Genomic DNA, 11,416 nt, shown 5'->3' on the forward strand with positions numbered 1-11,416 from the left:
CCGGACACGGTTGGGCTCAGGCCCTCGCGCCGCGATTTCCCGCGACCCGTGGCGGCGGGTGAGCGTCCACGCCCGGCGCTTCTTGGACGCCGAGGCACCGCCCCGGGTTGGGTGGGTCAGGGTGGGTGCACGCTCCGTAGGCTGGAGGAGTGGACCCCATCGACGCTGCAGAGATAGCCCGACGGATGCGTGCTGCAGTGGTTCTGGAATCACCGCGGCACCCGTGGATCCTGCCCATGATCGGGTTGCTTGTCGGGGCAATTGCAGTGCTCGGCTTCGCCCTGGTCCGACGCTGACAGTGTCCGTGGGTGGCCGCATGTGGGGGTGGGCGATAACGTCTCAGTGACCGTTGTCACCGAGAGGGAGCACCATGCCGCAGACCGTCCGAGGAGTCGTTGCCCGCACGAAAGGGGCACCCGTCACCGTTGAGAACATCGTCATACCCGATCCGGGTCCGGGTGAGGCCGTTGTCGACATCGCGGCATGCGGTGTGTGCCACACCGACCTGCACTATCGCGAAGGTGGCATCAACGATGAGTTCCCGTTCCTGCTGGGCCACGAGGCTGCCGGCACGGTGGAGGCAGTTGGCGAGGGAGTCACCGATGTGGCACCCGGCGACTTCGTGGTGCTCAACTGGCGGGCCGTGTGCGGCAACTGCCGTGCCTGCCTGCGCGGGCGTCCGTGGTACTGCTTCAACACGCACAACGCGACACAGAAGATGACGTTGGAGGACGGCACCGAGCTGTCGCCGGCGCTGGGCATCGGTGCGTTCGCCGACAAGACCCTCGTGGCAGCGGGCCAGTGCACCAAGGTCGACCCCGAGGCGTCCCCCGCTGCGGTGGGTCTTCTGGGTTGCGGTGTCATGGCCGGCCTGGGTGCGGCCATCAACACCGGCAACGTGCAGCGCGGCGACTCGGTCGCCGTGATCGGCTGCGGAGGTGTGGGCAACGCGGCGATCGCGGGCGCACGTCTGGCCAACGCGGCCAAGATCATCGCGATCGACGTCGATGACCGCAAGCTCGAGTGGGCCACGAACATGGGTGCCACCCACACCATCAACGGCAAGGACCTCGACGTCGTCAAGGCCGTCCAGGACCTCACCGACGGCAATGGTGCCGATGTGGTGATCGACGCAGTCGGTCGCCCCGAGACGTGGAAGCAGGCGTTCTACGCCCGTGACCTCGCCGGCACCGTGGTCCTGGTCGGGGTGCCGACCCCTGACATGACCGTCGAGCTGCCGCTCATCGACGTCTTCGGACGCGGCGGGTCGCTGAAGTCGTCGTGGTACGGCGACTGCCTGCCGAGCCGCGACTTCCCGATGCTGGTCGACCTCTACCAGCAGGGCCGCCTCGACCTCGACGCCTTCGTCACCGAGAAGATCGGTATCGACGACGTCGAGGCAGCGTTCACCAAGATGCACGACGGCACAGTGCTGCGATCGGTGGTCGAGCTCTGATGGGCGCCCACATCAACAAGGTCGTGACGTCCGGGCAGTTCGCGCTCGACGGCGGAAGCTGGGACGTCGACAACAATGTGTGGCTCGTGGGTGACGATGCCGAGGTGCTCGTGATCGACGCGCCCCACGACGTCGGCGCGATCCTCGAGGCGATCGACGGCCGTACGGTGACGGCGGTCGTCCTGACCCATGGGCACAACGACCACATCAACGCGGCGGTCGAGCTTGGCAAGGCCACCGGCGCGCAGGTGTGGTTCCCGCCGGCTGACCGCATGCTCTGGGACACGGAGCACGACTCCCCGCCCGACCAGGAGCTGCACAGCGGCGCGACATTCGAGGTTGCGGGTACGGTGCTGCGGGCCATGTCGACCCCCGGGCACTCCCCCGGCAGCACCTGCCTCTACTCAGCCGACCTCGGCGTCGTCTTCACGGGTGACACGCTCTTCGCGGGCGGACCAGGAGCAACAGGACGGTCGTACTCGGACTTCGACACCATCATCGAGTCGATCCGCGAGCGCCTGCTGACCCTGCCCGACGAGACAGTCGTCCACACCGGGCACGGCGACGACACCACGATCGGTACCGAGAGGCCTCATCTGGACCAGTGGATCAGCAACGGGTCGTGACCCGAGGGGGTCAGGTGCTGGGCGCGGCCGGGTCGGCAACGACGGACGGGCCACCGGGCATGGGTGGCAGGTGTACGACACTGTCCTCGAGCAGATCGGTGTCGACCGGCCGGTAGGTGTCTGAGGCGGGATCAGGGTCACCCCTGACCTTCTCGGTCACCTTGGTCTTCGCGTCGCTCGCTGCCTCCGCAACCTTGCTGCCGACGTCGGCCCCGGCCTGCTTTGCCTGTGTCTGGACGTCGTCGACGGCGCTCTGCACGGTCGGGTTGTTCCAGACCTTGTCCGCCTGGCCCCGGATCTGCTCGTAGCGCTCGCGACCAGCTCGGGCGCCGAGGACATATCCGGCAACGCCGACGATGAGCAGGGGAATCTTCTTCACGGTGGTCACTCCTGGGGGATCTGGGTGCTGCGGCAGTCGACGTGAACTTACCCCCTGCGGGGCGAATGACACGTACGAATGTTCAGTTCGGAGTCGGTAGGTCGGTGCCGATGGCCCAGCGGATGGCCCCGGTGATCGCCACCCCGCTGGTGCGCACCGCCGTCGCCTCCGTCAGCGGGAGGTAAGGCAGCCGGAGCGGCCAGCGGGTCCAGCGCGGCATCATCGCGATGCCTGCGGCCGACAGCAGGCCGTAGGGAGCACGCAGGGCCAACGGCACCGGCGGATGCACGAGGATGAAGCGGGCGGCTTGCCTTGCCGCCGGAGTGGCCTCGAGCTCGGGACGGTAGTCGGCCAGCATCTGGTCAAGCTCAGCCACCGTCTCCGGCACGTCGACAGCTCCGAGGCCGCGCGCCACATGCGCCGCTTCGGCTACGTAGGCGTCCCGATCTGCGGCATCGAGCGGGTGTGCGCCGTACCGGTCGTGGGCACGCAGGAAGCTGTCGATCTCGGCGACGTGCACCCAACGGATGAGGTGCGGGTCGGAGGCAGCGTATGGCCGGCCGTCGGGAGCCGTGCCACGCACGCGTTCGTGAACCGCACGTACCACCGCGATGGCCCGGTCCGAGTCCTCGATCGTGCCGAAGGTCGTCTCGGCGAGGAATGTGCTGGTCCGCTGCAGTCGCCCCCAAGGGTCGCCGCGGTAGCCGGAGTGCTCGTCGACCGCAGCCATGGCAAGGGGGTGCAACGACTGGAGCAGCAGTGCGCGGAGGCCCCCCACGAACATCGACGCATCCGAGTGCACACGGTAGATCGCGGATTCCGGGCCGAAGCGCCGTTCTCCCTCTGCGAAATGAATGCGATCGCGCCGCGCCGGGCCCTCGTCACCGGCGACGCGCGCGAAGATCGTGTCGCCGACGCGCTTACGGACAGCCTGGAGCGGATTCACCCCTCAACGGTACGTCGGAGTTGCAGGACCGGCGCGCCAACAAACATCTGCCCTTCGTCCCCCGGGTGTGGGAGGGGTCAGGAGATGTCGGTGAGCAAGTGTCCGCGGTCTTCGCGACGGCGTCGCTGCTCGTCGGGGTCGGGCACGGGGACGGCGGCGATGAGTCGCTTGGTGTAGACCTCCTGTGGGTCGCCCAGCACCTGGCCGCGCGGTCCGCTCTCGACGAGCTTGCCGTTCTGCATCACCGCGACGCGGTTGGCGAGGGTGTCCACCACGGCCAGGTCGTGGCTGATGAACAGGCACGCGAACTGCAGCCGTTGCTGCAGCTCGGTGAACAGCTCGAGCACGCGTGCCTGCACCGAGACGTCAAGGGCCGATGTCGGCTCGTCGGCGATCAGCAGGTCGGGGTCGAGAGACAGCGCGCGGGCCAGGCTGACCCGTTGGCGCTGGCCACCGGACAGCTCGTGCGGGAAGCGGTCGGCGTACGACCCGCCGAGCTCGACGCTCTCGAGCAGCGACCGCACCTTCGCGTCGACCTCGGGCTGGCTCATGTCGGTCTGGACGTGCAGCGGCTCGGCGATGCACTGCTGGATCGACATCCGCGGGTTGAGCGATGACGCCGGGTCCTGGAAGACGAACCCGAACCGTGATCGAAGTGGCCGGAGCTGCCGGTCGGACAGGCCCGAGATCCGGTTTCCTGAGACGTGAATTGTTCCGCTGGTGGGCTGCTGGAGCCCGACCGTCGCGCGTCCGATGGTCGACTTGCCCGAGCCGGACTCGCCGACCAGGCCGAGCACCTCGCCCTTGCGCACCTCCAGCGACACATGGTCGACGGCGCGGAACGCCGGGCGACCGAGGCTGCCGGGGAACTCCACGACCAGGTCGTCGACCGAGAGCACGAGCTCGTTGTCGTCGACGAGGCCCGGCCCGTCCTCCTTGCCGAGGTGAGGCACCGCATCGAGCAGGGCCCGCGTGTAGGGGTGCTTGGGTGCAGAGAAGAGCTGACTCACGGGTGCCTGCTCGACGACGTTGCCGCGGTACATCACGACGACACGGTCGGCCATGTCGGCCACCACCCCCATGTTGTGCGTGATCAGCACGATGGCGGTGCCGAGTCGGTCGCGCAGCGACAGCAGCAGCTCGAGGATGGCTGCCTGCACCGTCACGTCGAGCGCCGTGGTCGGCTCGTCGGCGATGATGACGTCGGGGTCGCACGAGATCGCCATCGCGATGACGACCCGTTGCTTCTGGCCGCCGGATAGCTGGTGCGGGTAGTAGCCGACGCGATGCTCCGGATCGGGCATCCCGACGAGGTCGAGCAGCTCGACGGCACGCTTGCGGGCATCCTTCTTGGAGATCTTGCTGTGCGCCTGAAGGCCCTCGACGATCTGCCATCCGACGGTGTAGACGGGGTTGAGCGCGGTCGACGGCTCCTGGAAGATCATCGACACCTGGTCGCCGCGGATCGGCCGCAGCTCACGCGACGACATGCCGAGCAGCTCACGACTGCCGAGCCTGGCTGACCCGCTGACCTCCGCCGTCGACGGCAGAAGCCCCAGCACGGCGCGCGAGCTGACTGACTTTCCTGAGCCGGACTCACCCACGACGGCGACGACTTCCCCAGGGGCGACGTCGAAGGAGATGCCGTTGACGGCGTGCACGGATGCTGCGTCGGTGCGGAAGGTGACGGCGAGGTCGGTGAGGGAGAGCGCCGCCACACGTTTCGGGTCACCGGTCGACCCGCTGCTCATGACTCCGGTGCCGGACGGGGCGACGTACTTGTCGCCGGTCACGTCCTCGAACTCCGCCTGGATCTCGGCCTCGTCGGCCTCGGGATTGTCACCGCTGCGGGTGCGCAGCAGAGGGTTCAGGATGTCGTTGAGGCTCTCGCCGACCAACGTCGCCCCGAGCACGATCAGGACGATCGCAGTACCCGGGAAGACACCGGTCCACCAGATGCCGGACGAGGCGTCGGGCAGGGCCTTGTTGAGGTCGTAGCCCCACTCCGCTGCCGCCGACGGCTCGATGCCGAAACCGAGGAAGCCCAGTCCCGCGAGCGTCAAGATCGCCTCGGACGCGTTGAGGGTGCCGATGACCGGCAGCGACTGCGACACGTTGGAGAAGATGTGCTTCTTCAGGATGCGTGGCATGCGGACGCCGACGACACGGGCAGCGTCGACGTAGGGCTCCGCCTTGACCGACAGCGTCGCGTTGCGGATGACGCGGTAGTACTGCGGCACGAAGACGACCGTGATCGACAGTGCGGCGGCGAGGATGCCACCGATCGCGCCGCTCTTGCCGCCTGACAGCACGATCGACACGACGATCGCGAGGAGCAGTGACGGGAAGGCGTACAGCGCGTCCATGATCAGCACCAGGATGCGGTCGAGCCACCCGCCGAGGTAGCCCGACACGAGCCCGAGCGGGACGCCGATGAGTGCCGACAGGATGACGGCCAGGATGATGACCTCGACCGCAGTACGCGCACCGAAGATGACCCTCGACAGGACGTCCGTGCCACCGACTGTCGTGCCGAACAGGTGAGCGGCCGACGGAGCCTGCTGTGTGCCGAACACGACGCCGTTGGAGCGGTCGGCGTTGAAGCTGTAGGGAGCGAGCCAAGGGGCAAAGATCGCGATGATCAGGAAGGCGCCGACGAGCGCGAATCCCAGCAGCAGCATGAACCGCTGCAGCCCGTGGCTCTGGCGGAGGACAGAGAACATCAGAACCTCACCCTCGGGTCGACGAACGCGATGATGACGTCGATCAGGAAGCTCATGGCTCCCACGATGAGTGCGATGACGGTGACGATGCCCTGCACCGCGAGGAAGTCACGCCGGATGAGGTATTCCGACAGCTGGTAGCCCAGCCCCTTCCACTCGAATGTCGCCTCGGTGAGGATGGCCCCACCGAGCAGCAGCGCAACCTGCATGCCCATCACCGTGACCACCGGCACGAGCGCGTTGCGGAACGCATGCTTGTTCATGACTCGTCGCTCGGAGACGCCCCTGGCCCGCGCGGCGGTGACGTAGTCCATGCGCATGGTCTGCAGAAGGTTGACGCGTACGAGGCGCAGGAACACTCCCCCGGTCAGCAGGCCAAGGGCAATCGCCGGCAGCATGGCGTGCTTCAGCACGTCGCCGATGATGGCCGGATCGCCCCAGAGCAGCGAGTCGACGATCATGATGTTGGTCCTCGGGTGGACGTCCTGGAGGGTCAGCTCGTTGGCGATGCTGGCCCGACCCGACGAGGGCCAGCCGAACGGTGTGAACGCCAGCTTGAGGAGCAGACCGACGAAGAAGACCGGCGCTGCGTAGACGAGGATCGAGAAGAGCCTGAGCAGGACGTCCGGGAGACGGTCGCGGTAGCGCGCCGCGAGGCGGCCGAGAGGGATGCCGATGCCGAAGGCCACGATCAGCGACCAGAACGCCAGCTCGAGGGTGGCGGCTCCGTTCTGGACGAGAATCTCCGACACCGGTCGGTTGTCGGTGAGCGTCGTGCCGAAGTCGCCACGGAACAGGCCCGAGAGGTACTCCCAGTACTGCGTCAGGATCGGCCGGTCGAGGCCCGCCTGTGCCTTGCGCTCGGCGATCTGCGCAGCGGTGAGCCGTCCGCCGAGTGCCGCGGAGATGGGGTCGCCGATGACGCGCATCAGCACGAACACCATCGTGACGAGCACCCACACCATGGGGAGCAGGAGCCCCAGACGCACGAGCAGGTAGCGCGTGAGCGGGGTCAGTGGGCCTCGGCGGCGGGACGGTGGTCGCGCGGCGGACGGATCGAGTGGCGCGAGGATGTCGGCGGTGGCCATGTGTTCCTCCGGTGGGTTTGTCACAACATACGTAAGGCAGGAGGGGGCGGACCCGCGCGGGCCCGCCCCCTCCTGTCAGGTCACTTCGACAGTGAGGTGAACCGGAACTTGAACGACGCATCAAGCGTCTTGTCGAGCCCTTGGACCGAATCGACGCCGACGGCGACCTGCGAGCCGGTGAGGAGCGGCAGGTAGGGGACCTCGGACGCGACGCGGTCCTGGATCTTCTTCAGCGTGGCCTCACGGGAGACTTTGTCACTGTCTGTCCTCTCATCATCGAGGAGCTTGGTCATCGTGGGGTCGACGAACGCCGTGTCCTCATCGTTGTAGTGCGAGTTGGTGAAGTTGCCGCTCTTGTCCTTCTTGTAGGGGGCGAGGAACGGCGAGAGGTAGTTGTCGGCATCCGGGAAGTCCGGGAACCAGCCGAGCTGGAAGACCGGATAGGCGTCTGCGTTGTACTCCTCGGAGTAGGTCACCCACTCCGTCGACTGCAGGTCGACCGTGAACAGGCCCGACGCCTCGAGCTGACGCTTGATCGCGTTGTACTCCTGGTCCGAGCTCGAGCCGTAGTGGTCCGGGTTGTACTGCAGCTTGATGTCGACGGGTGTCTTGACTCCGGCATCGTCGAGGAACTTCTTGGCCATCGCCTTGTCGGGGGCGTCGCCGTAAGCGTCCTTGAATGCTTCAGACGCACCCACCTGGCCGTCGGGCACCATCGAGTAGGCCGGGGTGAAGGTGTCCTTGTACACCTGTGTCGCGAGCTCACTGCGGTTGACCGACGCCGCCATGGCCTTGCGGACGGCCCGCTTCTGGTCGGGGTCGTCGCCGGGCATCGTCTTCAGGTTGAACGTGATGTAGCGGAGCTCGCCGCCGGCGCCGGTGAAGACCTTGATCCCGTCGGTCTTGTCGAGGTCGGCGACGTCGGTCGGGGTCAGCGAGCGGAACGCGACATCGATGTCCTTGTTCTTGATGTCGAGCTTGAGGTTCTCCGACTTGGCGTAGTACTTCATCGTGACCTTGGCGGTCTTGGCCTTGCCGTAGGTGCCGTCGTAGTCGGGGTTGGCCTTGAACTCGGCCAGCTGGTTCTTGTCATACTTCTCGATCGTGTACGGGCCTGAGAAGCCGTTGGCCTTGACTGCGGCGTCGTCGTCCATGACCTTGTCGGCGGGGTACGTTTCCTCATCGACGATGGGGCCGGCCGACGTCACCAGGGTCTGCGGGAACGTCTGGTCGTTCGCTGCGGCGAGCGTGAAGGTCACGGTCTTGGCGTCGGTGGCTTCGACCGACTTCATCGCGCCGAGGAGTGAGGCGGGCCCGCTCGGGTCGGCGATCTTGACGATGCGGTTGAAGGAGAAGGCGACATCGGAGGCCGTGAGGTCGTGGCCGTTGGCGAACTTCAGCCCGTCCTTGATGGTGCAGACGTACGTCGTGGGGGTGGCGAAGTCGCACTTGGACGCGGCGTCGGGGGTGAGCGTCGTTTTGCCGGCCGGGAAGTTGAGGAGGTACTGGTAGACCTGCGTCTGGACGTTCAGCGAGCCGTTGTCGTACGAGCCGGCCGGGTCGATCGAGACGACCTTGTCGGTGGTGCCGACGATGAGCCCCGCACCCGAGCTGCCACTGTCCTTGCTCTGCCCGCACGCAGCCAGCGCGATGCTGGCCAGTGCCGTTGCCGCGATGACCGCGGTTTCCCGCCGAAAGTTCTTCATTGCTCTCCTGATTTGGTCGAGCCGCGCCCGAGAGGCTGCGGCGAAATATTCCACATGATGGGATCGAGCCTGTCCGCACGCTACACGCGCTGATGGGGGCACAGCGGCCACGCCATATTGCAGTTTGGTTACTGACGGAACGCCAAGAGCCCCCGCTGTGCGGCGGGGGCCACGGCACAGCGGGGGCTGTCGCTCGTACGGCCGGGAGCGGCCGCGAGCGTCGTGCCGCCTGTTGTCACCCTCGACGATTGGAGGCCGGGGATGGTGAGTCTGCGGAGGGAGAATCCGCGTCGTCACGGAGGCAGGGAGAGCCCTCCACCACGGGGCAAGCAAGACGTTCCCATTTTCCAATCCCGAGCCGGCCCGCGGCAGAGACCTAGGTCCTGCACATCGTCGGTGAAGGTCGGGAAACCGCTCCAGCCCTACCCCGAGCCACGTACTCTTCCCGTAGGAAGAGTGGGGGGACATGGCTGGGAGTGCCAAGGTCACGACTGAGCGCCTCCGTCGCGTTCTCGAGGCGGTGGCCGCGGTGTCGTCAGACCTGTCCCTGGACGGTTTGCTGGGCCGCATCCTGCGCCAGGCCGGCGACCTCGTCGACGCTGAGTTCGGCTACCTCGACGTCCTCGATCGTCGTTCCGACCGGCGCATCGGCTCGTGGGCGACGTACGGAATGGAAGAGTCCGCCGGTGGCGAGCGTTCCGGTCGCGAGCTTCTCGTCGAGATGTTGTCCGACGCAGGGTCCGTCGAGGAGCGGCGCAACGGCGCCATCCGGTTCATCGGCGTCCCGATCCGCATCCACGACTTCCTGTTCGGCAACCTCTACCTCGGCGGGAAAGAGGGTGGTTTCAGCCATGCCGACGAAGAAGTCGTGCTGGCCCTGGCATCTGCCGCCGGTGTCGTCATCGAGAACGCCCGACTCTACGAGCAGGGTGAGCGGCAGCGGCTCTGGCTCGAGGCGGCGGCAGACATCACCACAGCGCTTCTCGGGCCCATCTCCCGCGACTCGGCCCTCCAGCTCGTCGTCGATCGTGCCCGTCTCGTGGCCGCGGCCGACTTCGTGGGTCTGCTGATGCCGGTCGACGACGCCACGCTGATGGTCGAGGCGGTGTCCGGCATCCCCGTCGACGGCGTGCTCGGCGAGCGCGTCGACGCCACACGGAGCATCGCTGGCGATGTCGCACGCACCGGCGCCACGGTCGTCGTGCCCAACTCTGATCGCGATCCGAGGTACGAGCCTCACAAGACTCCGTCGTGGCCCGACCTCGGGTCGCTCATGGAGCTGCCGCTGCGCACCGGCGACGAGACCGGCACACTCATCGTCGGATGGTTCAAGGGACACCAGACCGACCGGTGGGAGCTCGACCCGGTCGTCCCGCAGCGCTTCGCCGAGCAGGCGGCGCTCGTCCTGATGGTGGCGCGCGCGCAGGAGGACCAGGGTCTGCTCACGGTGCTGGAGGACCGCGACCGCATCGGCCGCGACCTGCACGACCTCGTGATCCAGCGTTTGTTTGCGATCGGGCTGATGCTCGACAACACCACCAAGCTCATCACGTCGCGCGAGGCGTCGACCCGCCTCTCGTCGGCGATCGATGAGATCGACGAGACGATCAAGGACATCCGCCGCACGATCTTCGCGCTGAGCGGCCCGCTGTCGGGCGGAGAGCTGCGCGCCGAGCTGGAGCAGGTCATTGGTCAGTCCGCCGACCTGCTGGGATTCACCCCCGAGCTCAGACTCGTCGGGCCGGTCGAGAGCGTCGTCACCGACGACGTCCGTGAGCACCTGGTCGCCGTCGTCGGCGAGGCGCTGTCCAACATCGTCAGGCACGCCGAGGCGAGCGAAGTCCTCATCGTGCTCGACGTCGGCGATGACATTGACCTCGTCGTCGTCGACAATGGCTGTGGGCTTGGTACGGCCGCGCCGGGAACAGGTCTTCACAACCTCCGTCAGCGGGCAGAGCTCCTCGGCGGGCACTGTGAGGTCAGCAGCAAGCCCGGCGGAGGTACGCAGATTCACTGGGACGTCCCGAGGAGAAGGTCATGAGCGATTCACCCATCCGGATATTTCTCCTCGACGACCATGAGGTCGTGCGCCGTGGCCTCAAGGACCTGCTCGAGCAGGAGTCCGACATCGAGGTCGTCGGCGAAGCAGGTCTGGCCAAGGAGGCAGCCCAGCTCATCCCGGTGCTCGAGCCCCATGTTGCCGTGCTCGACGCGAGGCTTCCTGACGGCACGGGCATCGAGGTGTGTCGCGACATCCGTTCGGCCAACCCGTCGATCGCGGTCATCATCCTGACGTCCTACGACGACGACGACGCCCTCTTCTCCGCGATCATGGCGGGCGCCGCCGGCTACGTGCTCAAGCAGGTGCGCGGCACCGACCTCGTCGATGCCGTGCGTCGCGTCGCCGCCGGCCAGTCGCTGCTCGACCCCGCCGTCACGCAGCGAGTCCTCGCCCGCATCCGCGACGGCCGACCCATGGAAGATCCGCTCAG

General features: G+C 67.1%; 10 protein-coding genes. 5 read left to right on the top strand and 5 right to left on the bottom strand.

Annotated elements, in window-relative coordinates; translation table 11 throughout:
* The first annotated feature begins 149 nt into the window (after nucleotides 1–149).
* The 3 genes from H7290_RS04265 to H7290_RS04275 all read left to right on the top strand — a co-directional run bounded on the left by H7290_RS04265 (nucleotide 150) and on the right by H7290_RS04275 (nucleotide 2,082).
* Nucleotides 150–296, top strand: coding sequence for a hypothetical protein (locus tag H7290_RS04265; protein WP_290512778.1), 147 nt, complete (start codon nucleotides 150–152; stop codon nucleotides 294–296).
* A 74-nt stretch (nucleotides 297–370) separates the two neighbouring features.
* Nucleotides 371–1,456: an S-(hydroxymethyl)mycothiol dehydrogenase gene (locus tag H7290_RS04270; RefSeq protein WP_290512779.1), complete on the top strand. Its 1,086-nt coding sequence runs from the start codon at nucleotides 371–373 to the stop codon at nucleotides 1,454–1,456.
* Nucleotides 1,456–2,082, top strand: a complete 627-nt coding sequence (locus tag H7290_RS04275; protein WP_290512780.1) for an MBL fold metallo-hydrolase — start codon at nucleotides 1,456–1,458, stop codon at nucleotides 2,080–2,082. The genes H7290_RS04270 and H7290_RS04275 overlap by 1 nt, the downstream gene beginning before the upstream one ends.
* Nucleotides 2,083–2,092: 10 nt before the next feature.
* Here the strand turns inward: H7290_RS04275 and H7290_RS04280 are convergent, their stop codons facing one another.
* The 5 genes from H7290_RS04280 to H7290_RS04300 form a co-directional block, all read right to left on the bottom strand.
* Nucleotides 2,093–2,461 carry a hypothetical protein gene (locus tag H7290_RS04280; RefSeq protein WP_290512781.1) on the bottom strand — a complete coding sequence of 123 codons (369 nt, stop codon included), beginning with the start codon at nucleotides 2,459–2,461 and terminating at the stop codon, nucleotides 2,093–2,095.
* An 82-nt stretch (nucleotides 2,462–2,543) separates the two neighbouring features.
* Nucleotides 2,544–3,407, bottom strand: a complete 864-nt coding sequence (locus tag H7290_RS04285; RefSeq protein WP_290512782.1) for an oxygenase MpaB family protein — start codon at nucleotides 3,405–3,407, stop codon at nucleotides 2,544–2,546.
* Between the two features lie 77 nt (nucleotides 3,408–3,484).
* Nucleotides 3,485–6,130 carry a dipeptide ABC transporter ATP-binding protein gene (locus H7290_RS04290; protein WP_290512783.1) on the bottom strand — a complete coding sequence of 882 codons (2,646 nt, stop codon included), beginning with the start codon at nucleotides 6,128–6,130 and terminating at the stop codon, nucleotides 3,485–3,487.
* Complete coding sequence (locus H7290_RS04295) at nucleotides 6,130–7,218, bottom strand: ABC transporter permease (protein WP_290512784.1); 1,089 nt, start codon at nucleotides 7,216–7,218, stop codon at nucleotides 6,130–6,132. The genes H7290_RS04290 and H7290_RS04295 overlap by 1 nt, the downstream gene beginning before the upstream one ends.
* A gap of 80 nt (nucleotides 7,219–7,298) precedes the next feature.
* Nucleotides 7,299–8,924 carry an ABC transporter substrate-binding protein gene (locus tag H7290_RS04300; protein WP_290512785.1) on the bottom strand — a complete coding sequence of 542 codons (1,626 nt, stop codon included), beginning with the start codon at nucleotides 8,922–8,924 and terminating at the stop codon, nucleotides 7,299–7,301.
* Between the two features lie 466 nt (nucleotides 8,925–9,390).
* On the opposite strand from H7290_RS04300, the gene H7290_RS04305 reads away from it, so the two are divergent.
* On the top strand, nucleotides 9,391–10,965 hold the full coding sequence (locus tag H7290_RS04305) for a GAF domain-containing protein (RefSeq protein ID WP_290512786.1): 1,575 nt from the start codon (nucleotides 9,391–9,393) through the stop codon (nucleotides 10,963–10,965).
* The coding region (locus H7290_RS04310) for a response regulator transcription factor (protein ID WP_290512787.1) at nucleotides 10,962–11,416 on the top strand (455 nt) is incomplete at its 3' end. The genes H7290_RS04305 and H7290_RS04310, both read left to right, overlap by 4 nt.

This window comes from Aeromicrobium sp. (genome assembly GCF_014378035.1).
Taxonomy (GTDB): Bacteria; Actinomycetota; Actinomycetes; order Propionibacteriales; family Nocardioidaceae; genus Aeromicrobium.

What these genes read in the sequence shown, in the direction of transcription:
- H7290_RS04305 (WP_290512786.1), top strand. Translation starts at nt 9,391, where the DNA reads ATGGCTGGGAGTGCCAAGGTCACGACTGAGCGCCTCCGTCGCGTTCTC.
- H7290_RS04270 (WP_290512779.1), top strand. Translation starts at nt 371, where the DNA reads ATGCCGCAGACCGTCCGAGGAGTCGTTGCCCGCACGAAAGGGGCACCC.
- H7290_RS04275 (WP_290512780.1), top strand. Translation starts at nt 1,456, where the DNA reads ATGGGCGCCCACATCAACAAGGTCGTGACGTCCGGGCAGTTCGCGCTC.
- H7290_RS04295 (WP_290512784.1), bottom strand. Translation starts at nt 7,218, where the DNA reads ATGGCCACCGCCGACATCCTCGCGCCACTCGATCCGTCCGCCGCGCGA.
- H7290_RS04290 (WP_290512783.1), bottom strand. Translation starts at nt 6,130, where the DNA reads ATGTTCTCTGTCCTCCGCCAGAGCCACGGGCTGCAGCGGTTCATGCTG.
- H7290_RS04300 (WP_290512785.1), bottom strand. Translation starts at nt 8,924, where the DNA reads ATGAAGAACTTTCGGCGGGAAACCGCGGTCATCGCGGCAACGGCACTG.